Annotated in this window: 25 protein-coding genes; 4 read left to right on the top strand and 21 right to left on the bottom strand. The window is 45.8% G+C overall.

Annotated features, from left to right (window positions below; all coding sequences use genetic code 11):
* Positions 1-55: 55 nt before the first annotated feature.
* The 3 genes from ViNHUV68_RS15525 to ViNHUV68_RS15535 all read right to left on the bottom strand — a co-directional run bounded on the left by ViNHUV68_RS15525 (position 56) and on the right by ViNHUV68_RS15535 (position 2,117).
* The gene (locus tag ViNHUV68_RS15525; RefSeq protein WP_391091419.1) at positions 56-1,312 is read right to left on the bottom strand and encodes a PTS ascorbate transporter subunit IIC; all 1,257 of its coding nucleotides are present in this window, start codon (positions 1,310-1,312) and stop codon (positions 56-58) included.
* 9 nt (positions 1,313-1,321) lie between these two features.
* Complete coding sequence (locus tag ViNHUV68_RS15530; protein WP_038173353.1) at positions 1,322-1,609, bottom strand: PTS sugar transporter subunit IIB; 288 nt, start codon at positions 1,607-1,609, stop codon at positions 1,322-1,324.
* Positions 1,610-1,673: 64 nt separating this feature from the next.
* Positions 1,674-2,117 (bottom strand): PTS sugar transporter subunit IIA, encoded by a 444-nt coding sequence (locus tag ViNHUV68_RS15535; protein WP_038173354.1) that lies wholly within the window; start codon positions 2,115-2,117, stop codon positions 1,674-1,676.
* Positions 2,118-2,366: 249 nt separating this feature from the next.
* On the opposite strand from ViNHUV68_RS15535, the gene ViNHUV68_RS15540 reads away from it, so the two are divergent.
* Both ViNHUV68_RS15540 and ViNHUV68_RS15545 read left to right on the top strand, forming a co-directional pair.
* On the top strand, positions 2,367-3,395 hold the full coding sequence (locus ViNHUV68_RS15540) for a substrate-binding domain-containing protein (RefSeq protein ID WP_391091421.1): 1,029 nt from the start codon (positions 2,367-2,369) through the stop codon (positions 3,393-3,395).
* 228 nt (positions 3,396-3,623) lie between these two features.
* Complete coding sequence (locus ViNHUV68_RS15545) at positions 3,624-5,333, top strand: methyl-accepting chemotaxis protein (protein ID WP_391091846.1); 1,710 nt, start codon at positions 3,624-3,626, stop codon at positions 5,331-5,333.
* Positions 5,334-5,360: 27 nt separating this feature from the next.
* On the opposite strand, the gene ViNHUV68_RS15550 is transcribed toward ViNHUV68_RS15545, so the two are convergent.
* The 7 genes from ViNHUV68_RS15550 to ViNHUV68_RS15580 are packed head-to-tail and all read right to left on the bottom strand — an operon-like array spanning position 5,361 to position 11,514.
* Positions 5,361-6,206: an EamA family transporter gene (locus ViNHUV68_RS15550; protein WP_391091423.1), complete on the bottom strand. Its 846-nt coding sequence runs from the start codon at positions 6,204-6,206 to the stop codon at positions 5,361-5,363.
* A 56-nt stretch (positions 6,207-6,262) separates the two neighbouring features.
* Positions 6,263-8,020, bottom strand: coding sequence for a GNAT family N-acyltransferase (locus ViNHUV68_RS15555; RefSeq protein WP_391091425.1), 1,758 nt, complete (start codon positions 8,018-8,020; stop codon positions 6,263-6,265).
* 17 nt (positions 8,021-8,037) lie between these two features.
* Entirely contained in the window at positions 8,038-8,478 is a 441-nt protein-coding gene (locus ViNHUV68_RS15560) for a YHS domain-containing (seleno)protein (protein WP_038173359.1), read from the bottom strand.
* On the bottom strand, positions 8,475-9,221 hold the full coding sequence (locus ViNHUV68_RS15565; protein WP_038173360.1) for an NRDE family protein: 747 nt from the start codon (positions 9,219-9,221) through the stop codon (positions 8,475-8,477). Before ViNHUV68_RS15565 ends, ViNHUV68_RS15560 begins: the two co-directional genes overlap by 4 nt.
* Positions 9,222-9,224: 3 nt before the next feature.
* Positions 9,225-9,773 carry a hypothetical protein gene (locus tag ViNHUV68_RS15570; protein WP_391091428.1) on the bottom strand — a complete coding sequence of 183 codons (549 nt, stop codon included), beginning with the start codon at positions 9,771-9,773 and terminating at the stop codon, positions 9,225-9,227.
* Between the two features lie 27 nt (positions 9,774-9,800).
* Positions 9,801-10,931 carry a D-alanine--D-alanine ligase gene (locus ViNHUV68_RS15575; protein WP_391091430.1) on the bottom strand — a complete coding sequence of 377 codons (1,131 nt, stop codon included), beginning with the start codon at positions 10,929-10,931 and terminating at the stop codon, positions 9,801-9,803.
* Positions 10,915-11,514, bottom strand: a complete 600-nt coding sequence (locus ViNHUV68_RS15580) for a VTT domain-containing protein (protein ID WP_391091432.1) — start codon at positions 11,512-11,514, stop codon at positions 10,915-10,917. Before ViNHUV68_RS15580 ends, ViNHUV68_RS15575 begins: the two co-directional genes overlap by 17 nt.
* Before the next feature lie 299 nt (positions 11,515-11,813).
* Between ViNHUV68_RS15580 and ViNHUV68_RS15585 the strand changes: the two genes are divergently transcribed.
* Positions 11,814-12,971, top strand: coding sequence for a DNA glycosylase AlkZ-like family protein (locus tag ViNHUV68_RS15585; protein ID WP_391091847.1), 1,158 nt, complete (start codon positions 11,814-11,816; stop codon positions 12,969-12,971).
* Between the two features lie 58 nt (positions 12,972-13,029).
* Here the strand turns inward: ViNHUV68_RS15585 and ViNHUV68_RS15590 are convergent, their stop codons facing one another.
* The gene (locus ViNHUV68_RS15590) at positions 13,030-13,578 is read right to left on the bottom strand and encodes a carboxymuconolactone decarboxylase family protein (RefSeq protein WP_391091434.1); all 549 of its coding nucleotides are present in this window, start codon (positions 13,576-13,578) and stop codon (positions 13,030-13,032) included.
* A gap of 259 nt (positions 13,579-13,837) precedes the next feature.
* Between ViNHUV68_RS15590 and ViNHUV68_RS15595 the strand changes: the two genes are divergently transcribed.
* Entirely contained in the window at positions 13,838-14,422 is a 585-nt protein-coding gene (locus ViNHUV68_RS15595; protein ID WP_391091436.1) for a TetR family transcriptional regulator C-terminal domain-containing protein, read from the top strand.
* A 136-nt stretch (positions 14,423-14,558) separates the two neighbouring features.
* Here ViNHUV68_RS15595 and ViNHUV68_RS15600 read toward each other — a convergent pair whose 3' ends face one another.
* The 10 genes from ViNHUV68_RS15600 to ViNHUV68_RS15645 all read right to left on the bottom strand — a co-directional run bounded on the left by ViNHUV68_RS15600 (position 14,559) and on the right by ViNHUV68_RS15645 (position 25,569).
* Positions 14,559-16,238 (bottom strand): FapA family protein, encoded by a 1,680-nt coding sequence (locus tag ViNHUV68_RS15600; RefSeq protein ID WP_391091438.1) that lies wholly within the window; start codon positions 16,236-16,238, stop codon positions 14,559-14,561.
* Positions 16,239-16,356: 118 nt separating this feature from the next.
* On the bottom strand, positions 16,357-18,054 hold the full coding sequence (locus ViNHUV68_RS15605; protein ID WP_038173371.1) for a SpoIIE family protein phosphatase: 1,698 nt from the start codon (positions 18,052-18,054) through the stop codon (positions 16,357-16,359).
* 17 nt (positions 18,055-18,071) lie between these two features.
* Positions 18,072-18,371: an STAS domain-containing protein gene (locus tag ViNHUV68_RS15610; RefSeq protein ID WP_038173372.1), complete on the bottom strand. Its 300-nt coding sequence runs from the start codon at positions 18,369-18,371 to the stop codon at positions 18,072-18,074.
* A gap of 46 nt (positions 18,372-18,417) precedes the next feature.
* Positions 18,418-19,572 (bottom strand): methyl-accepting chemotaxis protein, encoded by a 1,155-nt coding sequence (locus ViNHUV68_RS15615; protein ID WP_391091440.1) that lies wholly within the window; start codon positions 19,570-19,572, stop codon positions 18,418-18,420.
* A gap of 28 nt (positions 19,573-19,600) precedes the next feature.
* Complete coding sequence (locus ViNHUV68_RS15620) at positions 19,601-20,638, bottom strand: chemotaxis-specific protein-glutamate methyltransferase CheB (protein ID WP_391091442.1); 1,038 nt, start codon at positions 20,636-20,638, stop codon at positions 19,601-19,603.
* Positions 20,635-21,282, bottom strand: a complete 648-nt coding sequence (locus ViNHUV68_RS15625) for a chemotaxis protein CheD (RefSeq protein WP_391091444.1) — start codon at positions 21,280-21,282, stop codon at positions 20,635-20,637. Before ViNHUV68_RS15625 ends, ViNHUV68_RS15620 begins: the two co-directional genes overlap by 4 nt.
* A 9-nt stretch (positions 21,283-21,291) precedes the next feature.
* Positions 21,292-22,143 (bottom strand): protein-glutamate O-methyltransferase CheR, encoded by an 852-nt coding sequence (locus ViNHUV68_RS15630; protein ID WP_038173377.1) that lies wholly within the window; start codon positions 22,141-22,143, stop codon positions 21,292-21,294.
* On the bottom strand, positions 22,128-24,524 hold the full coding sequence (gene aer2, locus ViNHUV68_RS15635; protein ID WP_391091446.1) for an aerotaxis transducer Aer2: 2,397 nt from the start codon (positions 24,522-24,524) through the stop codon (positions 22,128-22,130). Before aer2 ends, ViNHUV68_RS15630 begins: the two co-directional genes overlap by 16 nt.
* 68 nt (positions 24,525-24,592) lie before the next feature.
* A complete protein-coding gene (locus ViNHUV68_RS15640) occupies positions 24,593-25,057 on the bottom strand; it encodes a chemotaxis protein CheW (RefSeq protein WP_038173380.1) in 465 nt (154 codons plus the stop codon).
* Entirely contained in the window at positions 25,054-25,569 is a 516-nt protein-coding gene (locus ViNHUV68_RS15645) for a chemotaxis protein CheW (protein ID WP_038173578.1), read from the bottom strand. Before ViNHUV68_RS15645 ends, ViNHUV68_RS15640 begins: the two co-directional genes overlap by 4 nt.
* Between the last annotated feature and the right edge of the window lie 49 nt (positions 25,570-25,618).

Here is a 25,618-nt window from a genome sequence, read left to right on the forward strand (position 1 = left end):
TACAAAAAAGGCTTCCAAAATACGGAAGCCTTTTACATTGTAAATCAATCAAAGGTTAGCGAACAATCAGTCCCAGCAGGATACCCACTGCGCCAAAATCTGCATCACTAAAGGTGGTATTGGCAAAACCTAAATCACCAAGTACTGGCATGAGGAATACTGGCAAGAAGGTGATCAGTAGACCTTGCGCAAACGCGCCAAGAATAGCACCACGACGACCACCAGTAGCATTACCAAACACACCCGCGGCAGCACCGACAAAGAAGTGCGGTACGACACCAGGAATAATCACAGTTAATCCCATCACGTAAAGCAAGAACATACCAACTAGACCGGCAGCAAAGCTCGATAAGAAGCCGACCAATACCGCATTTGGTGCGTAAGGGAACACAACCGGACAATCAAGCGCAGGTTTTGCATTGGGTACCAACTTGTCTGAAATCCCTTTGAAGGCAGGAACGATTTCAGCGATAACCATACGCACACCTTGCAAGATAACGTACACACCACCAGCAAACGTGATTGACTGCATTAAAGCAAACATAAACCAGTGTTTACCGCCACTCACTTCACGCACGAAATCACCACCAGCAAAGATACAGGTCACCATAAAGATGATACCCATGGTAAATGAAATCGCAACGGGCGTATCACGCAAGAACAATAAGCTCTTTGGTACGTCCATGTCTTCAGTCGAGTGCTCTTTATTACCGAACTTGCTACCAATGAAACCTGCCAACACGTAAGAAAGTGTTGAGAAGTGACCGATAGCAACCTCATCAGAACCTGTTACTTGCTTCATATAACGATGTGCAATCGCAGGGAAAAACACCATCACTGAGCCAACGACTAGTGAACCTAGAGCGATAAGTGGCACACCACTCATACCACTAGACGACAAGATTGCAGCAACCATCATCGACATAAACAAGGTATGATGGCCCGTCAAAAAGATAAATTTCCAAGGAGTCAAACGAGCAATCAAGATGTTTACTAACATGGCAAAGAACATGATCATCGCCATCTCTTTACCAAACGCCTCTTGCGCAATTGAGACAATGGCTTCGTTGTTTGGTACCACACCGCTTATGCCGAATGCTTGTTGGAAGATGGTGGCGAAGTCACCAAGTGAACTTACCACCAACCCAGCACCCGCACCGAGAATAATGAAACCTAAAATCGTTTTTACGGTACCTTTGATACATTCCGTCACAGGCTTTTTCTGTGCGATCAAACCAATCAGGGCAATCAAGCCAACCAAGACCGCCGGCTCTGACAGGACATCATTCATTAAAAATTTAAAAAATTCCATAACGCCCCCTTATAGTGCGCCAAGTTCTTCAAGAGCCGTTGACAAGCGCGTTTTCATCGCCACTTTGTCTACCATGTTATCTAAGCTGACAATCTTTGGTTCAACTCCCAAAGATTTGAGCTGATCGGTAATGTCGTTAGTGCCAATAAAGATATCGCAATCCGTTCCTTTAGCACTGCCTAGGTCGATATGATCAACCTCTGCAGCAATACCTAACTCTTTAACTATGCTTTTGATGCTCATTTCCATCATCAAGCTCGTTCCAAGACCGTGTCCACAAACAACCATAATTTTCATCATTCTGTACCTTTTTTATATTCCTAATATCTGTAGGGGGTGATAGCAGGAGTTATTGTTTCAGTTAGTAGTTTTTGATTACCGCAACGATATCTTGTGCGGTTTTCGCATTACAAATTTGTTCAACATGTTCGTCATTCATAAATAGCTCGGCCAGTTTGGATATTGCACCAACATGACTGTCGCTGTCGGTTGCGGCTAACGTGACCAGCATTTTCACAGGGTCATTGCCTTCCGAATCGAAATTAACACCATTTTGGATAACAGTAAGCGCGAGTGAGAGACGGTTTACACCATCTTCAGGTCGGGCGTGCGGCATTGCCATCCCAGGACCGACAACATAGTAAGGACCCAGCTCTTGGTGAGAGCGAAAGATAGCATCGACATAACCTGGCTCAATGGCACCGTTATCTATCAACGCCTGACACGACTTTGTTACCGCATCTTTCCAGTTTGTTGCATCACTATGGATGCGAATAACGTCAGGGGTAATCAGTTCACTAAGCATTGCATCATTCCAGTTTGTTGTGTTGACAGTGACACTCTAGCGATGATCTTGAGATAAAAAACAGATCAACGTCACAAATGATAGCGCTATCTGATAGCGCTACCATAAACTGTGATAGCGCTATCATTTTAAATCAACAAACTGACAGTATTGACTTGAGTTCACTCTCCAATGCGCTAATATCGTTCCACCCCAAGCGCTGTGGTATGATATCAGCGTAAACGATGAGAAAAATTACGAAGTAAAATAATGAGTGAACCGCGAAAACGAAGAAGTACAGGTAAAGTAACACTCGCAGATGTAGCAAAAAAAGCTGGCGTGGGTTCTATGACCGTTTCGCGAGCACTGCGAACACCTGATCAGGTATCGGAAAAACTGCGCGAGAAGATCCAGCAAGTTATTGATGAACTAGGTTATATTCCCAACAAAGCCGCTGGTGCTCTCGCCTCAGCCGAAAGCTATTCCATTGCACTGATCGTACCGTCACTACTCGAAAAATCCTGCTCAATGTTCATTCCTAGTTTTCAGCACAGATTGAATAAAGCGGGGTATCAACTCCTGCTTGGCTATAGTGATTACTCCGTTGATAAAGAAGAAACACTGTTGTCGACCTTTTTAGAGAGTCGACCATCAGGTGTCGTACTTTTTGGTGGCGAACATAGTAAACGAACCCATCAATTACTCGACTCAGCAAATATCGCTGTTCTCGAAATATCTGAAATCACTTCAAAGCCTGACTTTCTCAACTTGGGAGTTGATCACTTTGACATTGGTAAAACATGTACCAAACACCTTATTGAACAAGGCTTTAGCAATATTGGGTTTATCGGTGCACGCGGAGAGCACGCCTCACTACAACGTAAACTGCATGGCTGGCAAAGCGCTATGATTGACAACTACTTGGCACCCGATCATTTTCTTACTACCCACGAAGCGCCCTCGTCACAATTAGGTGCAGAAGGGTTAGCCAGACTACTTCTGCGTGATTCAACGCTCAATGCCTTAGTCTGCAGTCACGAAGAGATCGCTATCGGCGCCCTATTTGAATGCCACCGACGGGTACTTAAGGTGCCCACGGATATCGCCATCATTTGCTTAGAAGGCTCAACGATGGCAGAGCACGCCTACCCAAGCCTAACCAGCGCCGAAATTGATTATGAACATATGGGCACTCGCGCGGCAGAAAAGTTGATCAATAAAATCAAAGGTGAACCTGTCGACACCATCACCGATATCGGTTTTAAACTAACGCGTCGCGCCAGCACGGCGATCAATTAACGCCTTACCGTACTTGCTTCAAAGTAAGTGCGGTCTCCCGACCAAGTCAAACTCCCCCATCACAGCTTCTTCGTAGTTATTTCCCTGCGCAATATTTGACTACGTTAACAATCTGCCATACTGAATATATTTATCCAAATAATTCATGACCTATATCAATTCCAAAATCTGATAGATCTCGTCATCCTAGCTATATTAGTAAAATATAAATAAAAAAAAGGAACCATGATGACTTCAGTCGCGCTAGATCAAACAGCAGGCCAAGATGAAAAACAACCGAAGTTATTTGGCTTTTTCGCAAGCGTCAGCATCAAACTAAAGTTAAGTCTTCTGCTAACCCTATTCGCTTTTCTGGTGCTCGGTTACCAAGGTATTTCGGGAATGCGAACCTCTGCCGCTTATATCGAAGATCTCTATAGTCAGGGAATGCAACACACGATCCGAACAAGCCGAGTGATTGATGAACTTGGCAACGCAAGAAGCGCCCTGTTACTCGCTTCTCAACATGCTCCATCATCTTCCACCGCGTCGATGCACGACCATCCACTCAGCCTGCACATCGATCAAATTCACGCCTCGCTTAAAATACTGCATAACATCATAGATAAGGAGTTATTGCAGTCTAAGCTAGCACCAGAGGAAGCCCGTGTAGTGAATAACCTTGCCAGTGTTGTTGATGACATCACTGACCGAGGTTTTACACCAGCCATCGCTAAACTCAATAATGGTGACTTCACCGGTTCCAACGTCATATTGCTCGAACAAATCAACCCACAATTTCAACAAGCTTACCAGTACGCCGAGCAGTTTTTCACGATGCAAGTAGAAGAAGGTAAAGAGAGCTTCCATGATGCCCAAAACAATACTCAACGTTTCATCTGGACGGTCAGTTCGATAACCCTTATCTCGCTAGTCGTGATTGTCAGCATGTCGTTATTTGTGGTTAAGCGGGTCAATAATGCCGTAGCGCAACTTGAGCACACCTCAGATAAAATTGCACGAGGCGACCTGACTCAACGACTTGATACTTCTGGCGATGATGAATTTTCGCATATTGCGGAGTCAGTGAACCGTATCGTGACCAGTTTCCAACATGTAGTACAAACCAACCGTGACTCAATTAGCCAGTTAGCGCGCTCAGCCGAGGAGAACTCTGCGGTAGCAATGCAAACCAAGCAAAACATCATGACTCAACAAGCCCAAACCGAACAAGTCGCGACCGCAATTAACCAGTTCACTGCCACGGTACATGAAGTAGCGCAAAGTGCTGCGTCTGCGGCCAACGCCTCTGAGCAGGCCGACTTAGCGGCCGCTAATGGACAACAAGTAGTGATGGACAGCGTGGAGATGATTGAACGATTATCCCAAGAGATGCAAGACTCGGTAGAATCGATGCACCAATTGGCCAAACACTCAGAAGAGATTGGCAGTGTGGTGGATGTGATTCAAGGCATTTCTGAACAAACGAACCTGCTGGCACTCAATGCCGCGATTGAAGCGGCGCGGGCCGGAGAGCAAGGTCGAGGCTTTGCTGTTGTTGCTGATGAAGTTCGTACTTTAGCGAGCCGTACTCAAGAGTCGACAGAAGAGATTTTGCAAACCATCCAGCGATTGCAACAAGGTAGCCGCGACTCAACTCAACGGCTTGAAACCGGAGCAAGTAATGCACTTTCAACGGTTGATAAAGCACGCGAAGCGGGCGATGCATTGACCCAAATAAAATTGAGCGTAGACCAGATCACAGCGATGAATGCGCAAATCGCCACTGCGGCTGAAGAGCAGAGTTTAGTGACAGAGGAAATTAACGCCAACATTAGCAGTATTAGTGAGATTTCAAATCAGAATGCAGTGGGAGCTGAGCAAAGTAGCGCGGCAACTCAAGAACTCGCACAACTTTCTGAAGTACTGCGCAGTGAAATTGATCATTACAAAGTCTAATTCCCCAAGGCCTACGCTGTTGTGGGCCTAATTTTTCTCTTTGGCAACAAAGGTAAGCGCAATCCCACCTAAAACAAGTAGCGAAGATAAAACCGCAGTAAAGGTCACGGATTCACCAAGGCCGAAAGCTCCAGCCACAAACGCCATCACAGGTACCGCAAGTTGAGCGACTGACGCCTGTAACACCGATATACGTTTGACGACTTGATACCACAATATATAGCCAAAGCCTGATGCGAAAATACCCGACAGCATGGCCCAAATGATGCCTGACCAAGAGAGGCTTTCACCCGAAAACAGGTAAGGGCTGACGACTACAGCCAGAAACGATGCCAAAACAAACCCGTGGGTAATCGCTACCGAAGCCTCACCCGTCTTTCGTCCTAATAAGGTAAACACTGCCCAGCATATTCCAGCCAACACCATTAACAGCGCCGCGGTAAGACTTGGGGTTTGCGCCGAAGGCAACATCAGTAACGAAAAACCACTAATGGCAATGCCAATACCGCTGAGTTCAAGCCAAGAAAGGCGGTTGCCTGATAAAACATGAAACGTCACTAAGGTGAGTTGCACCATGCCAAATAGAATCAGTGCGCCTGTGCCAGTACTTAACTGGGTATAAGCAAACGAAAAGCAGATCGCATAGCCAAAAAGCGCAATGCCAGACCACCAGCTTAATTTATCACGGACAAAAGCAACGTTAAGTTGGCGACGAAGTCGTAAAATGATCGCAAGGGTCACAGCGCCAGACACCAAGCGAATAAAGGTAAATGAACCCGGGTCAATCGATCCATCAGCCAGTGCATATCGGCAGAAAAAGGAGTTGGCGGCAAAGGCAAATAACGCCAACACCAAGTGGATGGAATGAGACATGCGCTTCCTTTCGAGTGTTGTATTAATTATATCTACCCATAATCAAACCGCCTTGCTTAAGCATCTTTTTGAGTGTGATGGCTTAGATAGGTTTGAGCCTGCTCTCGTCCCATGTACTTAGCCAGAACACGCTCAGAGACTTCGGTTAAATCGACCACGATCAAACCATCAAGGGCAAAGTTAAACGCAGGATCGACATTAAAGCAGACAAGCTTGCCGTTTAACCCTAAATATTGGCGCAGTAACACTGGCATACCCATCCCTTGCTCTAAGCGGCTGAGGACTTTGGACAGTAAAGGGAGCTTGACCAACGAGCTTAGCATATCGGGGCGCCAAAACTCCTCTCCACTTGGTTGCAGTGGTGTGGTGGGATGAACTAACCGTGCTTTATCATCGTCATAATAGTGTACTGTCATTACCGAGGCGATAAGCTGCCTTGCAACAGGACTGTAATCATTACTAATACTTACAGGGCCAAACAGGTGAGTATAATTGGGCTGACGATGGACAAAGGTCGCAATGCCCTTCCAAAGCAGCAGTAGTGATTGCATATTTCGTTGATAAGGCTGCGCCACCACAGATCGCCCGACTTCAATTGAGCGACCAAGCTTAGCTAAAAAACTCTGGTCATATTGAAATAAACTCGACGAATAGAGTGCATCGACGCCTCCTTGTTCAACCAGTTGGTCCACTAAACCTAAACGATACGCGCCGACCAACTCGCGCTGATGATTATGCCAAACAAACAACTGATGATAATGTGGATCAAACTGGTCAATGTCACAACTGCGCCCGCTGCCTTCCCCCACCTGGCGAAAGCTCTCTTCTCGCACTCGGCCAATCTCGCGCATCATATGGGGTATTTGTTTCGTTGGTGCGCAATAGACCGAAAACTCGCCCTGATCAAGTAGCTTGTAGTCACTCAGCTTGGCTAACTCTTGCTCGAGAAGCGCTATCGCAACTGGTGCGATGATCGGCTCAGCTTGATCAGGGATTGGCAGCGTCTGTGGCGCTTGATCTAAACTGCTCATCAAATAGGTATTAAGACGCAAGTAGTGCGTCACCTCTTGATCGCTGGCAAAGTCTTTAACCTCACTAAACACAATAGGACTACCGATCGACACTGAAATTGTCTGCCCCGCCTTGTTTAATAATTCTCGCCCGAGTAACGCAGTCCTAAGCAATGGATGGATGCGCCCGAGTTGGTAGAACAGCTTACTGTTCATACCACGAATGAACACAGGTACCGTGGTGGCTTGGGTGTGTTTGATGAACTTTGCAACAGATTGGCTCCACTGTTTGTCTGTGACCCGTTTGTCGCCAGCTTGCCAAGCAGAAACCTCACCCGCTGGAAAGATGATCAACACACCTCCTTGTTTAAGATGTTGATTCGCTTGTTTAATAGCTTTGCGATTGGTCGCACGCCCCCGTTCACCACCAAACACATCGACGCCAATAAACAACTCATCAAGCTCTGGGATTCGTTTGAGCAACTCATTCGCCAACACTTTGACATCTTTGCGCACCTGAGCAATCAATGAGGCGAGAATAATCCCTTCTATGCCTCCAAATGGATGGTTAGCCACGATCAATACTGGTCCCTGCGGGGGAATATTGTCCAAGCTGCCGTGATCAACCTGATACTGAGTACCAATACGCGCCAGCGCTTCTGTCATAAAATCAAAGCTATTTTTCGGTAACGCGCTTTGACAATAGAGCGTATCAAGTCGTGCTAACCCCGTCGCCCACTCTAATACAGACTCACCAATACCAAAGGGCGTTTTACGCGGTAATCGAAACGGACTGGCTATCATTGGGTGATCCTCATCGTTTATTGGCCAATCAACGTAGGCCAGTTCTGATCTGCGACCTGAATATGACCCGCTTGATCTTGATCCCACCACTGTTTCACTTTAGCGCTGTAGTTAAGGTAGAGCTTACCGTCGACGATCGCCCACTGGTGAGGGTCCGAAGGAGCAAAGTCATTTTTGACCGATACCGCCCAGGCGCAGTATCCACCGTACTGAGGCGCGTACCGCTGAGGGTCAGAAAGAAATAACTCAAGATTCTGCTGCGAAGAAAAATACCAATCGGCACCTTTGTATTCACTGTGCCACTGGCTATTGCCTTCAACTGCCTTGCCTTGGGTAAAATAAGCCACCGTATCAAAACCACTGAGCGCTTTATTGCTAAACAGACTGGTTGAGATTTCATCTTTGGCCAGCACTGGCGTGCTCAACAGTAAGACAAATAGTAAAAATAGTTTCTTCATTTAAAAACTCCTTGTTGTATTGTTTCAGCCGGCAAACAGCTCTGTTGGGTAGCAAAGTCGATATTGAGCTGCTCATCAATGGACTGATAAATCATTTTCTGCTGATTAGAAGAGACGATAACAGACGTAAAACTGACCGTTCGTGCATCGTCTCTGACCATTAGCGGAGATAAATGCGGCGCTGAGACATCGTGGGTTTGATGGAACTGCTGACCAAGCTCTAGCTGTGAATTGTGTTGTATTAAGTGATTAAACAACTGGCAGCGGTAGTGGTGCGCCTTATCAAAATGCAGCGCAGCTGAAGTGATCGGGGCACTCCCGTGAGTGCGGTGAAGTTCTACACCATCCCATAGCCACACCGGGGTCTGGTTAGCATTGCGCCGAGTATCAAACGACACAAGAGTAAAAGGAGCAAAATGGCTCAGATCCATTGCCAGAAGGCGGCTATCGACCTCTTCACTAACAGCACTGCTTGCTAAGCGCTTCACAATCAAACCGCGACTCGTCAGTACACCTTGTGGCAGTGAACCTTGATAGTAGTTGAGCAAACAGAGCGTCACACCATACTGATTGGTGGTAATCCAACTGCCTCCGCCAACCGGATCAATCGGCATCACACAATGCACGCCATCAATCACAAACCGCTGTGGCTCAAGCGCGGGTGCACGTGAGCGCTGTTCATCGCGATTGAAGTAGACTTGGTAGTGGTTGCTGCCATGATAAACCCAAGAAAGTGTACACATAATTTATTGCGCTCTTTGGTAGCTTGCGGTCGCGGGTGCAACGCCAAAACTGGCTTGAGTTTGCACGCCACGTAACGAGGCAACCACTTTCGCCATTGCGAAATGATGGGTCGCATGTAAAGTCGCAAAGGTGAGCTCACGAACCAATGTTGACTTGACCTCTTCACTATGGGTTTGCGACAACATGATTTCCGTTTCTACACACACGTTTTGGTTAAGCTGCTGGTGCGGTAAGTTGAATAACCACTGGATCAACTCGGCAATCTCTTGTTTAGCAAGACTGATGCTTCTTTCGACTCTATGACCGCGACGACGGACGTTGTAGTCAATTTTTCCCGATTGATGCTGAATCGCCTGAAACAGATCGATCCAATGACGATAATGCTCCCCGATAGAGCTACTGACATGCGGCTGGGCCACATAAACATAGTCATCGTCATTTAGTAGTTCGAGAAACTCGTACCCTTGCGACAGAGTTTCTATACAGCCAACTACCACAGGGGAAGTTTTTGCCTTGCTCTCTAAAGCAAGGTCAGGATGGATATTATTCATTATTTAACGCCTTACTAAATTGCACGGTTAATCGGTCATCGGGTAAAGTTTGGTCAGCCGTTTTTCTTCTCGCCACGCCTGCATCAACACAGAGAGACTCGGGCTTTGCAGACCTTGTTGCTTGTGTTTAGCGCCTATCTGATACAGCAAGCGGTACTGCTTGAGCAAAGTGGCAAAGATCTCCCGTAGTGGAGTATCACTGTCCCAAATGTGCGCCGCCTCACTACTGGCACCGTTTATCTCAAGAATGTCGAAGCTTTCCCCTCTCATGAGTAGATTGATATCCTCAAACTTGATATCTAATCGTCCGTAACAAAAACCAGGGAAATCCGCTAACACGCCGTCGAGCGCTTTTTCAAGCGCTTCGGTAATAAACGCGTTACCACTGCGGAAAATTGCGCCACGGGAATGGCTACCAGCAAAAGCCAATTGGAACTCTTCCCCTAGCCCCAAGACTCGATCTAAATCTTGGGTATGGCGCGGTAGATAGAGATGCTTGAGTTTACCCGCTCGCGGGCAACGTTCGATCAGCGCTTTTAGTGTCGATACGCCATCACCTACCACCAAGGGGCTGTATTTCAACGTCAATGAGATGATTTTGCCACAGCGCTCCTCAGGCTGACGGACGTAAAACACCCCAGCTTCAGCGCGATAACGTGATTTCTGTTGCAATAAGAAGCGTCCCTTATTAGGAAAAGATTGAATGTATTGATATAGCTGCTGCTGATCTTGAACCAATTTAACCCCAACACCACGACAACCCAGATCTGGCTTTGCCACCAGCGGATAGGAGAGTGAAGCTCGTGTTAACTCTACGAGCACGTTGTCCACTTGTTCATCAAGACTAACCGCGCTTTTACTCACGGTGATAAAGGGCAATATCCATGCTTTGGTTTGCTCACCGACCGAGGTGAAAATATCGTGTTTTGACTCGCCCACCATGCCGCTGAGCTTGATGCCCGGATTGGCAAGCAGAGGTAACGCCCAATCACGATGCCAACAACTCAAAGCAGCACTTTGAATTAAGACTGGCGTATAAAAAAACCACGTTGGTAGAAACTCAAAAGGAGAGATAACGCGTTTGGGCGGATCTAACACTGGCATGCCAGCATTGATACGCCCTTGCGGCAAGGTTTCTAACTTAGCGAGCGGTGTCATACTTATTCCTTACCAAGCGTTTAGTTATCAGTGTATTGACTAGCCACAACACAAACACACCACAGGGAATAAGCAGCCATCCCATCGGTTGTGACTGTATCCAGCTCAGCTGACCTAGTTGAAGTAAAGAGCCAAAGACAAGTGCCGTCCACAATGCAGTCGCGCTCAACACTGCAATAAAAAAGGTTTTTATCTCGATATCGACAAAACCACTGAGGGTAAAACCGACCGTTCTCAGACCCGGAACAAAGCGCACCACAAATAAGGTCACTAGTGCGTGTTGTTGCAGCTGACGTCTCACTCGTCTGCCGCGCTGAAAACGCAATAGTCGATAACGAAGCAAAGGGACTTTTTTAGCCGCTTTTCCGACCAAATAGAGCGCAAGATCTCCACTGCTGATACCAATAAAAATCGCCAGCAGTGCCATACTGGTCGGCATGGTTTGCTGCACAGCTAACGTCGCGGCAGTCACTATGGCTAAATCTTCCAGTAAATATGAGAGCAAGATAATCGCGACAAACAAAACAGGTGCAGACCATTCTTGTTGTAACAATCCGTTGTTTATCGAGTTGGCAATATCCATGCTCGTTTCCTAGGTTGGTTCGACTCAATGCTTACTTTTCAAAGTCTTTAGCAAAGGCGCACATATTTTGTTCACTGTGAATATAAGGATAGGAAACTCAGATAAAAAATTTCAATAATCGCGAAATTTGTTACCTGAACCTGGATCTAATCAGTGTCAGCCATTAAAAGGAAGCTAGCGCTTACTTTTTGTACAGACCCTATTGCAGATAGCAAGTCAGCATGCAAACATATCGTTCAGAAGAATCGAGCGCCACATCACTATTATCTCTTCTGCGCACGCAAGGAATCGCACTCACTATGGAATCTCTATCACTACCCCAAGCACAAAAACTGGCCCTGCTGTCACAAGGGTTGCCCTCCTCTGCGCAAAAAAGCGGCGCATACGACAAAACTCTCAAAGTCTTTGAGCAACTCGGCTATGTGCAGATAGACACAATTTCAGTGGTACAACGAGCGCACCACCATACCCTTTGGAGCCGAAACCTTAACTATCAACCTCACCACCTTGAGCAGTTGGTCGCGAACAAAAAAGTGTTCGAGTATTGGTCACACGCCGCGGCTTACTTACCAATCAAACACTATCGTTATACCTTGCCACGTAAGGCCGCTATCAAGTCAGGTGAGCAACGTCATTGGTATTGCAAAGACCGTCAGTTGATGCAAAACGTTCTGCGTCGCATTGAAGAAGAGGGGCCGTTAATGGCCAAGGATTTCGAATCTAAAGCCAACAAAACTGACGGCTGGAATACCAAACCTAGCAAGCGAGCGCTCGAAAACTTATACATGCAGGGGGATTTGATGATCGCTGAGAGGCGCGGTTTTCAAAAAGTTTATGACTTAACCTCGCGCGTCTTACCTCCAGAGACGAATACTTCAATGCCAACCGCTCAAGAATACGGGCGCTTTCTAGTCATGAGCTATCTCAATGCTCACGGTTTCGGCTCGTTAGCTGAAATGGTCTATCAGCTCAAAGACGTGCGGGATATTGTCAAACAAGCTCTACACTACTTAGAAGCGATGCAAAAAATCACCAAAGTGAAGATAGGATCCGGTGAATACTATGTCTGCATCAAAGCACTTGAACTGGTAAACAAACGCCTTAATCGCAAACGTGCAAAAATTCTTTCCCCGTTTGACAATCTGCTGATTCAAAGGAAACGAGCAAGTGACATCTTCAATTTTGACTATTTGATCGAATGCTACGTACCAAAACAGAAGCGGCAATTTGGTTATTTCTGTCTACCAATACTTTGGAATGGTCAATTGGTCGCGCGTGCCGATTGTAAAGTTGACAAAAACCACTCAAGGCTTGATGTACTGCATCTATTTACCGAGGCGAATTTAAAAGATAAAGACACGTTTTTGACTGCGTTAGAGCAAGAGTTACAAGCGTTTGCCATTTTTAACCAGTGTCACTGCTTTACCATTCATAACCATTCAGAAAACTGCCGTTAAACCACAAGTATGAGTAAAAAGTAAGCGCCAACTTAAAGTGAGCGCTTACTTTATAAACTTAGACTACCCAAGCGTACGGCTGAAACATTTCATCTAACGGCGTTTTAGCGACACGGTTTACGTAGTTACTGATGACCTTTTGCGACAGGCCTAAAATCACCTCAAGAATTTGCTGATGACTATAACCTGCTGCAAAGAAAGCCTCGACCTCTTGCTCTGACACGTCACCACGCTTACGTACCATGCTTAAAGTGAAGTCGTGCAGTGCTTGCAGTTTCTGAGTTGGCATCGGCGCGTTGTTGCGCAGCGCTTCGGTAACCGCAGGGTCAACTTTCATCGAATGAGCAATCGCGGTATGTGCTGGAACACAGTAATGACACTCATGCTCGACGTTGATGGTTTGCCACACCACCGTTAGCTCTTCAGCATCAAACGACGAGTTAACAAACTGCTGGTGAAGTTGGTTGTAGCCAATCAAGGTTTGTGGCGAGGCAGCAAGACGCGCAAGCAAACCCGGAATCGCACCCATTTGTTTCTGTGCGCCAGCAAGAATTTCTCGGCTCTGTTGTGGTGCGTCTTCTGCTGTGTGTACCGTAAAGTCAGTCATAGTCGTTCCTATATTTATCTTTATTTTTCATGTGGCAGGATTTGTCCCGTTGCAAACGACTATAGAAGCATTTGAACGAACGTTCAACAACTATTTTGAACGAACGTTCAAAACAGTACTGCCGATTGGTTTTATTCACTGTTTTTGTTTGGCTATTGCAACATCTAGCACCAGGAATCGCAGTTGAAGCCTTTGCGCTTTACCTGGCGTGAGTCAGTCTCTATAATTTGAACTATCGTTCAAGAATATAGGTATTATTGTGGCTAAGGCGGCTAAGTTTGATCGTCAACAGGTGATTGAGAAAGCAACCAATCTCTATTGGCAGAAAGGGTTTCATGGGACATCAATGCGTAGTTTGCAAGATGCGATCGACATGCGACCTGGGAGCATCTACGCAGCCTTCGGTAGTAAGGATGAGCTGTTTAAGCAAGCGCTGGATAACTATACCGACTGCGGGCGAGCAGACCTTGAGCGGTGTCTTGCTGCAAATGACTCACCAATTCAAGCTTTAAAACAGTTTATAAAATTGATTGTCATTGATTCTCGTACTCATGCGCCCAATGGCATGTGTATGTTAGCTAAAACCATTGCTGAACTTACTGATGAGCAGCATGATCTGCTTGAGCATGCCAAAAAGTGCTATCAAAGCATGGAAACCGAGTTTACCAAGGCGTTAAGGCTTGCACAGCAACAGGGAGAAATTCGAGCCGATAAAGATCTTCAGCAACTGGCACGTCACGTTCAGATTCAGATCTCTGGATTAAGAACTTATATCAAAGCAAGTCATGATGAATTGCCACTTGAGCAAATGATTGATGATATTTTCACTCACTATCCGTTTTAAGTGATTCTAGCAAATAGCTCAAAACGGGTCTGCAATGCGCTAAAAAGCGCCTATTGAACAATTCAAACACGCCGCTTGAATCAATACACCCGTCATGTAAGCCATGGGTGCACTTCTTGCCAGCGGCGATAAGAGTTTATAGTTGTTGTTCTAAATCATCTTCTTCGAACATAGATGAGAACTTAACCTCAAACTGATTGAATGTGAAAACACTCGCACCATAAACACGTTTAGTGATGATCTTTTCTTCACCAAACTGGACGGTAACGTGACTGTAAACTTTACCCTTAACCTCAACAACTGCTTCTTCGAGGGCTACCTCAAGTTCATTATCATGGTTATCGCGAACGGCTTTAACTTTCTCTAAATGTGCATTAGCTGCCTGTTTATCTTGTTCAAGTTGTTGCTCTTGCTCAGGCGTTCGTTGTGACTTAGGTATTTTTTTCAGCTCGAGCTCTTTACGCACCATATTCATGGTACCTTCTTGAGCTTGAGTGTACTGTTCTTTAAGTTTGGCTTTCTTATCTTTGTACATTTGAAAACGAGCAAAGGCATGGATGAAGGTAGCAGTATCGCCTTCGACTCCTAGGTTTACACAAGTAATTTTACTGCCAACTTTGGCATGTCCGCCACTGAGTGTCCCTTGCTTCCCAGCGGCATCACACACCACAAGATCACGACCACAACGCAGCTCATTGTTCATACAATGGACGCTGAGATTGATGTCATTTGCCGCTTGTAACTCTGAAAACTGGGCATAGTTAGCGGTGATAGACCCCCCTGATTTAACGATACAGCTTTTCTGCTCATTCTCTGAAACATTGTGGCCAATAATGCCTTTCGCGACCTCAATATCGCCTTGTACCTGAACATCCGCCGACTCAATGAATCCACCAACCGTCAGTGAGCCTGTGGCTCTTACCATCATGTCAGACTCAATATTGCCCAACACAACAACGTTTCCTTTAAACTTCACATGCCCCGTTGCGACACCGATAGTAGGTAAGCAAAGGGCGTTTTCCACCTCAACAGTACGCTCTTTGATGATTGGCATACCTGAAGCTTCGGCAATCAACACGTTGGGGTCATCCGGTGAGATTATTGTTCCTTTGCCTTCTTTGAGCACAGCATCACTGCCAGACTTCGCGGGGATAGGTTTACCTTGCACTGTCATGCCCGGTGTTCCTTTAGTTGCAGGAACACGCCTCATTAATGGTTGATTGGCGGCAACATTGATGGTTTCGCCTAAATTGAGCATATCGACTTTTCCACCAGGAGTGGCTTCTGTCGGTGCGAGGACTTGTTTACTGGGATCGTCAACAAGCGCAATAAACTTAGCATCAACGCCTTGTTTAGGCTCTTTGCCTTTCGCTACAGGTTGAGTAAAAGTTTCACCCGGCTTGAGTTGATGGCTCATCACTAACACTTTTTTGAGCGCTAACTTATTAATGCCTTTAGTCACATGTGCTTGAGCCAGCGCATGAACTATTTGTGGGCCTTTTAGGGGAGCGCCTTTATAGGCCCCCGTCACCGTCATATTGGCGATCATGTCTTGCTCGGTAAGCTCGATGTCAATAGCCGCATCTCTTACTTCTGCAATGACAACGCCAACATACGCTTCACTTTTCATCTCCTTGGCATAGTTGATGAACTTGGTCACATTATCATCTATAACGTATAATTCGCTGGCGTTAATCTTAGCTAACGCGTCGCTCAAACCTCGAGTGTCGAAGTTTGAATCTACGGTGATATCTGGCGAGAGTTTGGCTAACACTTGAGTGTTATCGTCAGAAAACGCGACAAATTTATCCCACATGTCATTCTGTCCTTAATACTTCCTGGCCTCAGTGTATAGAAAATATTCGCGGGACTGTATCAAAAGTGTGACGTTTTAAGGCTTACATCACTAGATGTTTTTTACACTGTAAATAACCCTAGCTTGAGCTCGGAAAGTGATGCGCTGCCGACAGTGAATAAACCGCAGTAACACTTCGCCCCTGTTTCGAATATTCTAATGAATCACATAATTCAGAAGCAAGAACAATGCCGCGACCATGCGTTAATGACTTATCTGGGCTGCTACCGCGTGTGCGATAGTCAAATCCTTCACCATTATGCTCTAGCTGCATGGTTAAACGTGCCTGAATGGGATCATAATCAATCATTAGCTCAACCCACATATCATCGCCGAGCTGCTTCAGCTTCTCTTCGCGGAGTTGGTAAAATAAGAAAAACCCATCCTGTTCCTCTTTAATTGACGAGTCCAATTTTAACAAACCATGCTCAATCGCGTTGGCAAACAATTCAGAAAGCACTGAGCAAACCAAATCAAGATGTACACCACCATGTAGTATACCGGTTAGAAATTTACGGACCTCTGTCATCACGCTAATACCACGCAACGCGCTGCCACAGAGCTTAAGTTTCGATTCGATGGGAATATGGTTAAGAACGACCTCATTCGGCGGTGAAATCTGGTTGTTAGCATTTGAAATAGGAAATGTCATGGCTAAGATAGATAAGTCATCACCTACCGTTTTATCAGCAAACTGACGAACTGAATCGTAAAGTGTTGGGATAATGGCGCGATTTTGTTTGAATACTTTCTCTAGCCGTTCTTGGCCAAACTGCTCGCCATGTTCATCAGAGGCTTCGATGACACCATCGGTATAACAGATAATTTGTTGCTCTGGCTCTAAACGGAAATTGACGATGTCTGCTTCAAATTCGTGCGGCTTAAGCACCCCAAGCGGCATGTGAGTTGACACCAGACGACGTACGATGTCACCTTTACGGTCAATCAAATACCCGTCAGGCAACCCTCCTCCCCACCAAGAAACTTCAAAGCCATTAGCACGTACTTCAAAAATACTCGCGGCGAGCATCATCCCCATCGGCAGAAAACGCACCAATACTTCATTCACTTCACGAGCAATTTCTCCCAACGACAAACCTTTTGATGCCATCGAAAAAAAAGCGCGGGTAGCCGGAATCGCGGAAATGGCGGCAGGCAGACCATGCCCGGTCGCATCAGCAATCATCACATAGACGCCACCATGAGGTCGATTGGCGACCACGATTAAATCCCCATTGAATACGGTTGAAGGGGTCGAAAGATAATTGATGCCATAGATATTTTGCACTTGGGCACTCATCTCAAGCATCAGATTCGAAAATATAGACTCGGCTATCGCATATTCATAACGCACTTGTTCATGAAATTGGCTTAGTTCATCACGCTGCTCCATCACTTGGTTGTGTATACGGACAATGCGGTAGTGAGCTTGAACTTTAGCCGTGATCACACTGCGTTCAATCGGCTTGAGAATAAAATCATCGCCATAATTTAAGCAGCGCTCAAACGACGCATGGTCGTCCAACACCGTTAAAAATATAATTGGCATATGTATATCAGGGAAAGCGAGTCGAATTTCTTGGGCAGTGGTAAAGCCATCTTTCACTGGCATCATGACATCAAGCAAAATAACATCTGGCAAAGACTCCATTTGCCTCATTGCCGCCACAACACCCTGACCATTTTCAAACGTTGTCACCTTCTCAGCGAGATGACTCAACATAAAACGACATAGTTCTCTGTTCGTTGCATGGTCGTCTACGATCATTACATGCATACGATCTCCTTAGTCATTTACTCAATATCAAATTTTTTATCGAATCGAGAAATTGTCAGTATTTTTCTCACTTGAGGTAATGTGTTGGTGATGCGTATCGTGCCATCTTGCTGGCCGAGATAATTGTGCATGTTGAGTAACATACCCAAACCTGCGCTATCGATGTAATCAACTTTACGCAGGTCGATAGTAAAACGAAATTCTTGACGATCACTGTAAGTACGGCGAAAGTCTTGAACCAGATTAAATCCGAAAGCTCCCTCTATCATTATCGTTATATGCTTTGCTGTAGAGTCTACTTGTGCTTCTACTGTCATAGTTTATTCCTCACCATCTGTCGTTTTTCGGCTAGCGATATTATTATTAGAACAGCTCTACCTCGCCTTCTTCGATACTATGCTGCGCCGCGGCTGGCGCATCACGACCAGAAATCTGCTGTCGTAGTTGGTTAACTTGCTGTGTGAATTCTTGGATTGACAACGATCCGTTGTCGTAACGCTGACAAAGCTCAGAGAGTGACTGTAGATAGCCAACACTATGCTTAGCATAATCGCCCTGTTGAGTGATGATGTCGGCAAATTGCAACGCGCGAATTCCGTTGTCAACTTGGACTCGCAGTCTGTCACCACTTGAACTGATCTTATACACTTCTTGCTCTACAGAGCGGTTCACCCGTTGAACCCCTTTCAACATCTCATCGACTTTTTCTTTAGATTCGATCGCTTCTGTCATGTCAATCGAAGCCATTTCTCCCACCGTTTTATTGGCTTCCTCAACCGTTTTTTGGGCGATATTAATTTCGGCCTCGATCTGTCCATTTAACTCTTCTGCTTTTACAGAAAGATTACGCACCTCTTGTGCCACGACGGCAAAGCCGCGTCCTGCGTCCCCTGCACGTGCAGCCTCTATCGCAGCATTCAGTGCCAACAAATTGGTTTGCTCTGATAAACCTCGCACTTGTTCAAGTAGTTTGAACACCGTGCCTAGCTTGTCAGACATATCGTGAATACTGTGCACCGCAGAAATACTCTTTTCCGAAACATTGACCAGCGTATCGACAAATTGACGAATGATGGCTTCGGTTTTGGGCAACACATTACTGATATCGCTATCGCTGTCTTGATTACCGAGTAAATTCTCAACCAACTCTGAGGTAATTTTATTTTGCTCTTCGGCCAGTTGCTGTAAGGCAAAATAGCTTTCATTTAGCGTCTTAACAGATTCATCTACGACGCTGCGCTGATGATCAAGCGGTTCGATTAATTGATGAGAAATAAGATCCAGAGTCTGACTAATATCAAAACGAGAGATTTCTTTTTCGCTCGGCTCAATAACGACCGCACTTGCTTGCGTTTGTTGTTTTGGCATGACAAACCAAGGAATGGCTGCCGCAAGAATCATCATCGCGACATTGACGATAGAGGAGGCCATACTGAGTGCAATCAATAACAGCATAATTTGCAGACCAATAGCAGCCACATAGCGTTTTTTTAAGTTAAGTTTGTTGTCTATTAGCATTTTTGCTTCCTTGACATAATGTAAGCAACTAACCATCCGGTGAAAGGTAATGAACGATTTGTTGTGCCACTTTGTTAATGTCGACAACCGACAGAGCTGCACCCATTTCGACTGCAACACGTGGCATCCCCCATACAACCGATGAGTCTTTGTCTTGTGCAATAGTTCTAGCGCCAAGTTGTTTCATGCGGAGCATTCCATGCGCACCGTCTTGGCCCATTCCCGTTAAGATGACGCCAATCGCCTTTGCGCCTACCGTTTCTGCGACAGCGTCAAACATGACATCCACCGACGGCTTGTGACGATTTACCGCAGGTCTGTCATCAAGTTGGCAATAAAGGTGACTGCCCCGTCGCAATACCGTTAAGTGTTTATCCCCAGGAGCGAGATACGCGCAACCATGAGTTAATGGTGCTTGAGTTGCCGTCAGCTCTTTGACTTCTATATCACTGTAATCATTTAAACGCTGAGCAAACGATGCGGAAAACTTCGCACTAATATGTTGCGTGATCACAATTGGAGGTAAACCTGATGGTAAGGAAGACAATACTTTTCTCACCGCTTCTGTTCCCCCGGTTGACGCGCCTATTGCGATCAACTCAATGTGATGATGATGCTTAGGTGCCACCAATTTTTCTGGGGCCGAAGGCATAACCGAAGTGACATTGGCACCTGCGGCAATCTTAATCTTATCGTTGACAAGGCTTTTGTAATTGAGCATCTCTGCGGTATTGTCTACCGATGGCTTGGGAAAGTAGTCGACAGCCCCCAATTCGAGAGCGGCAAGCGTGGCATCTGCTCCATGCTGAGTTAAAGTCGAAATCATCACCACAGGCATAGGGCGTAGACGCATTAAATTTTTTAAAAACTGGACCCCATTCATTTTCGGCATTTCGATATCTAACGTCAGTACATCGGGGTTATGCTGTTTAATCAACTCCCGCGCTTGAAGCGGGTCTTCCGCTGCAGCAACCACTTCTAGATCAGGATCTGAGTTAATTAACTGTGACAACAACGCGCGATAGACTGGTGAGTCATCCACAATCAACACTCGTATCTTCTTCATAAAAATAACTCCACGTCATCAGACTGATGATGGCTCTGTTTATCAAGTTGGTCAGCGTATTGCTCTTCTTGATGTTGCAAACGATAAACTTCAATAAATGGAATTCGCTTTAACCATACTTGCCCACTAACAGGGTCAAAGAGTACTTTTCTTGGCTCTAATCCTCCCAAGTCTTGCGAGACAACCGTCATGCCTTCTTGTGCAACGTAATTGAGAACAAAGGCAATATTCTTTTCACCGATCATTGAATTGCGTCCCATCATTTGCGCGCCACCAAACAGCTTCAAGCGCAGCGACTTGCGTTGAGCACCGCGCTCAAGCATGGCATTAAATAACATTTCCATGGCGTAACTGCCGTAGCGAGATGCGGTCGATATAAGCTCTTCAGGCTGCCAAGATTTGAGCTGTGATTTGCTATCAAAAGGCAATAGAAAATGGTTCATCCCGCCAATACGCAGCTTAGAATCCCAAATACATGCCGCGACACAAGAGCCTAAACCAGTTGCGATCAACTCATCCTCAGCGTCAGTACAATAGACACCACCAGGAAGCACTTTAACGATGTGTTTATCTTTTAGCGGGTGATAAAAACGGTTAAAGTGACTGTTTTCGTATTGTGGTGGTGCCAATTTTGAACCTAGCAAAATTGCCTCCTATTTTTTAACATAAATGGTATGGCCTAAGTGATGGAACAAATCCATATCCGCTGGCACACTTTCTGAGTGGCCTAAGAACAGCGCACCATTTGGCTTAAGCTGCTGATAGAATCGTTCGAGTAGCTGCCGCTGGGTATTTTTATCAAAGTAGATCATCACATTGCGGCAAGCGATCAGATCAAACGTCTGATCAAATTGCCAGTTCTGCAATAAATTAAGTTGGCGAAACTCGATCAACTGCTGCAAGCCGACTCTGCTCTTTATCTTGCCTTTTTGCGCGCCTGTCCCCTTAACAAAACATGGCTTAAGGTACTTCGCCGGAATACTCGACACCGCCGCTTTATCGTAAATACCAAGCTCTGCGTGGCTAAGTACCTTAGTATCAAGATCAGTCGCTAAGATTTTCACATCGTCGATATGATCCAACACCTTAGCCCAGTGAAGCGAAGCCACTAAGCTGTAAGGCTCTTCCCCCGTCGAACAACCCGCCGACCAAATACGCAATTTATTCAGCCCTTGTTGCTGCCACTCCTTAATCAATACCTTTTCGAGAAAATCAAAATGATGATATTCGCGAAAGAACTGAGTTTTATTGGTCGTCAAGCAGTTGATGAAATTCGCATGCTCTTGCGAATCTTGCTCAATGACTTGACGATAATCGCTAAAACGGCGTAGGCCTAACCGCCTTAATTGACGGCTAATACGCCCATACACCATGGTTCTTTTACGATCGGAAAAGTAGATGCCAACGTTCTTGTGCATGAACCACTGAATATATTTAAAATCTTTATCCGATAGCTCAAACTCATCTGGCACTGTCTTTTCGGATTGTGCTAGAACTCTTCCCATTCGTCCCCATCCTCTTCAAGCTTGAAGCTCGAATTTGCGACTTTTGGTGTTCTGATCTCTCTGATATTCGTATCTCGACTTGCTGAACCAGGTTTTGACTCAAACGTCGTCACATTCGTATCAGTGACAAAGAAGTTCATTAAATGAAGCAGTTGTTTACCTTCATCTTTGAGAGATTGGCTTGCAGCTGACGTTTGCTCGACCAAAGACGCATTTTGCTGCGTCATTTCATCCATAGTGGCAACCGCTCGGTTGATTTCATCAATACCTGTCGACTGCTCTTGGCTAGAAGAGGCGATTTGTGCAATCAGCTCAGTCACCTTCTCGACGGCATCGACGATTTCATTCAGTGTCGAACCTGACTCATCGACGAGGCGTGAACCTTCATCCACTTTTTCTACGCTGTCTTTAATCAAACCTTTAATTTCTTTTGCCGCTGCCGCGCTGCGCTGCGCTAGATTACGGACTTCACCCGCCACTACCGCAAAACCGCGGCCTTGCTCACCGGCTCTGGCTGCCTCGACAGCTGCATTCAGTGCCAATAAGTTGGTTTGGAATGCAATTTCATCAATGACACCGATAATGTCAGCAATCTTCTTGCTCGCGGTGTTAATCTCTGCCATCGCCGACACAGCCTGGCCGACCACTTCTCCACCTTTACTGGCTTTTTTCGCCGCATCGTCAGACAGTTCATTCGCACCACGGGCATTATCGGCATTTTGACGTACCGTTGCCGTCATCTGCTCCATACTTGCTGCGGTTTCTTCTAGGTTAGAGGCCTGAGCTTCAACGCGTTGACTCAAGTCGTTATTACCTTCTGCAATTTCCGTTGATGCAGTTGCCACGCGTGCCGATGATTGAGTGATTTTCTCAACCATATTGCGCAAATTCACAATCGAGGTATTCACCGCATGGGATAAGCGGGCAAATTCTCCGGTATTATCATCCGGCATGGTGATATTGAGATTGCCATCTGCAACTTGGCTCATCACATCAATACATTGGCCAAGGGGAGCAACCATTGTATCGAGAAGATTATTAATACCGTTACCCAATTCACGCATAAAGCCGTTATACACACTGGTATCAATACGATCAGTCAATTCACCAGCAATAGCTTTTTGAATTAATGACTCGACCTGACGCTGGCCATCTTGCTGCTCGGTAATATCGATCCACTGCAGCGCTGGGCCAATATAGTTACCTTGGCTATCGTGCATCGCGATACAGGTTAAATTAAATTCCAGTCCCCCGACGCTAATGTTGGATGAAAAAGGTAACCGATCAGGATTGGCGATAATGTTACGTTGATGACCTGGATTCTTATGGAAAACATCGATATTTTTCCCAACCAAATTACTTGCATCAAAACTGGGTAAGACTTTTTGCAAATCACTTTCACGACTGCGCATTAAGTTCTCTAGAGAAGGATTCAAGTAGGTGATGATGCCTTCTTTATCAGCCATCATTAGGTTAGTCGTCATCCCTGCTACCGCAGAGGCTAAGCGACCAATTTCCTCTTCTTTAGCACGCTCTTGAGTCACATCTCGCCACTCAAGTGTATTGCCAATATAATTGCCCGATGCGTCATGAATAGCAGCAACATTCAATTCGATCTTAAGATCTTGAATTTGAATGTCAGTGCTGAAAGGCAAGTTCGTTGGATCAGCAAGTAACGCTCGTTGATGAGCCGGATTACGGTGAAAATCATCAATACAACGCCCCATCAACCACTCTTCACTGGCAGTGAAACCTGTCCAAACACTACGCATCGTCGCTTCGTGAAGGCCAAATAGCTTCAGCGTTTCTTGGTTGATGTAGGTGATGAGAAAATCTCGGTCTATCATTACCATCGCAGTTTGAGCTTGATCAATCGCCGCTTGAAGACGACTCAATTCCTGTTCTTTGCGAATACTGTCGGTAACATCAGACCATTCAAGAGTATTACCGACGTAGTCACCAGACTCATCAATAATCGCTCCGACATTGAGCTCTATTTTGACGTCCTTAACATTAATCGTTGTAATGTAAGGTAGGTTTCCCGGATTCGATAACAGCTGACGCTGATGACTAGGGTTGGCATGGAACAAGTCAATGCAATATCCCAATAAAAAGTCCTCAGAAGCCTTAAAGTTTGGCCATACGGATTGGAATAAGACTTCATGAGTTTTAAACAACTCAAGTGACTTGCTATTGAGATACGTGATGTTGAAATCACGGTCGATCATCATCAATGCCGTTTGTGCCGCATTGAGTGCAGAAAAAAGCTGACTTTTGCTTAAACCTTGATCTTCTTCGATGTCAAACTCCTGCGCGAGTGTGTCCTGCGTTGGGGCGACAAACTGAGTTTCAGGCGCAGTGTTTCTATTCCAAAATGCCATGAGTTACCTCTCACTGGTTATTTCATCTGACGTTGTACCAAAACGAATAAACTGTCATTACGTTGGCATTAAGCCCAACTCTCTTCCGTTTGGCTGGGTTGCGCGAGCTCTGCTGTATCGAACAAAGCTTGCATATTAATTAGGACCATATGTCCATTGGGTACCGAAACAATGCCTTGCACATATCGATGATCAACATCGACACTGACGTGCGGCGATGGCTTTATTTGCTCATTAGTCAGTGAATACACTTCTGACACCCCATCCACGATAATGCCTAGGGGATGCCGTTGCTGATCATTAAGTACAATCACAACCGTTGTTGCGTTGATTTCGGCGGCAGATAAACCAAAGCGTAATCTCAAGTCAACAATCGGTATGTACTCGCCACGAATTTCCAGTACGCCTTGCATATAGTTAGGAGAATTGGGCACCTTCCTCACCGGTGTCCAGCCCCTGACCTCTCTGACATCGAGAATGGGCACGGCATACTCCTCGTCTTCAAGCAAAAAACTGAGGAATTCCTTAGTCATATTGGGTTCCTTAAAATCCGCTCAATATTGAGCAGTTCATCCGTATCAAGCAGAGACATTACACGCTCGCCAACATTTACAATGCCTTGTAGGTATGGCGTAACCAGTGAATCGCCAACACTCGGCGAAAGCACATTGTCCCCCTGACTCACGACATCACTGACCGCATCGACCACCAGTCCCATCATTTTGTCATCGTTATCACCACTGGAACGCAATACAATCACCACGGTGGTTGGCAGATATTGACACTCTCCGACCGAAAACCTTGCTCGAAGATCAATGACCGGAACGATCATGCCACGCAGGTTGATCACGCCCAGCACAAAACTCGGTGAACGTGGAATAGGCGTTGGTTTCTCCCACACACGGATCTCTTCAACATCTTTAATATCAACACCATAGAGTTCATTAGCTAACTCAAAACTCAAAAAGTCGGCATTTTCACTGACTTCATTACTCACGGCTTCGTTAAGAGCGTCCACATCGGTAAGGTGAGCCTGCGACGACATCGCGTTGTGCTCCGGTTGAGGTTTATCTATGCTGATACTGTCCATCGCA

The organism is Vibrio sp. NH-UV-68, from assembly GCF_042940635.1.
Lineage (GTDB): Bacteria > Pseudomonadota > Gammaproteobacteria > Enterobacterales > Vibrionaceae > Vibrio > Vibrio pacinii.

Coding starts and splice junctions, on each gene's coding strand:
- ViNHUV68_RS15525 (WP_391091419.1), bottom strand. CDS start 1,312: ATGGAATTTTTTAAATTTTTAATGAATGATGTCCTGTCAGAGCCGGCG.
- ViNHUV68_RS15530 (WP_038173353.1), bottom strand. CDS start 1,609: ATGAAAATTATGGTTGTTTGTGGACACGGTCTTGGAACGAGCTTGATG.
- ViNHUV68_RS15535 (WP_038173354.1), bottom strand. CDS start 2,117: ATGCTTAGTGAACTGATTACCCCTGACGTTATTCGCATCCATAGTGAT.
- ViNHUV68_RS15540 (WP_391091421.1), top strand. CDS start 2,367: ATGAGTGAACCGCGAAAACGAAGAAGTACAGGTAAAGTAACACTCGCA.
- ViNHUV68_RS15545 (WP_391091846.1), top strand. CDS start 3,624: ATGACTTCAGTCGCGCTAGATCAAACAGCAGGCCAAGATGAAAAACAA.
- ViNHUV68_RS15550 (WP_391091423.1), bottom strand. CDS start 6,206: ATGTCTCATTCCATCCACTTGGTGTTGGCGTTATTTGCCTTTGCCGCC.
- ViNHUV68_RS15555 (WP_391091425.1), bottom strand. CDS start 8,020: ATGATAGCCAGTCCGTTTCGATTACCGCGTAAAACGCCCTTTGGTATT.
- ViNHUV68_RS15560 (WP_038173359.1), bottom strand. CDS start 8,478: ATGAAGAAACTATTTTTACTATTTGTCTTACTGTTGAGCACGCCAGTG.
- ViNHUV68_RS15565 (WP_038173360.1), bottom strand. CDS start 9,221: ATGTGTACACTTTCTTGGGTTTATCATGGCAGCAACCACTACCAAGTC.
- ViNHUV68_RS15570 (WP_391091428.1), bottom strand. CDS start 9,773: ATGAATAATATCCATCCTGACCTTGCTTTAGAGAGCAAGGCAAAAACT.
- ViNHUV68_RS15575 (WP_391091430.1), bottom strand. CDS start 10,931: ATGACACCGCTCGCTAAGTTAGAAACCTTGCCGCAAGGGCGTATCAAT.
- ViNHUV68_RS15580 (WP_391091432.1), bottom strand. CDS start 11,514: ATGGATATTGCCAACTCGATAAACAACGGATTGTTACAACAAGAATGG.
- ViNHUV68_RS15585 (WP_391091847.1), top strand. CDS start 11,814: ATGGAATCTCTATCACTACCCCAAGCACAAAAACTGGCCCTGCTGTCA.
- ViNHUV68_RS15590 (WP_391091434.1), bottom strand. CDS start 13,578: ATGACTGACTTTACGGTACACACAGCAGAAGACGCACCACAACAGAGC.
- ViNHUV68_RS15600 (WP_391091438.1), bottom strand. CDS start 16,238: ATGTGGGATAAATTTGTCGCGTTTTCTGACGATAACACTCAAGTGTTA.
- ViNHUV68_RS15605 (WP_038173371.1), bottom strand. CDS start 18,054: ATGCATGTAATGATCGTAGACGACCATGCAACGAACAGAGAACTATGT.
- ViNHUV68_RS15610 (WP_038173372.1), bottom strand. CDS start 18,371: ATGACAGTAGAAGCACAAGTAGACTCTACAGCAAAGCATATAACGATA.
- ViNHUV68_RS15615 (WP_391091440.1), bottom strand. CDS start 19,572: ATGCTAATAGACAACAAACTTAACTTAAAAAAACGCTATGTGGCTGCT.
- ViNHUV68_RS15620 (WP_391091442.1), bottom strand. CDS start 20,638: ATGAAGAAGATACGAGTGTTGATTGTGGATGACTCACCAGTCTATCGC.
- ViNHUV68_RS15630 (WP_038173377.1), bottom strand. CDS start 22,143: ATGGGAAGAGTTCTAGCACAATCCGAAAAGACAGTGCCAGATGAGTTT.
- aer2 (WP_391091446.1), bottom strand. CDS start 24,524: ATGGCATTTTGGAATAGAAACACTGCGCCTGAAACTCAGTTTGTCGCC.
- ViNHUV68_RS15640 (WP_038173380.1), bottom strand. CDS start 25,057: ATGACTAAGGAATTCCTCAGTTTTTTGCTTGAAGACGAGGAGTATGCC.
- ViNHUV68_RS15645 (WP_038173578.1), bottom strand. CDS start 25,569: ATGTCGTCGCAGGCTCACCTTACCGATGTGGACGCTCTTAACGAAGCC.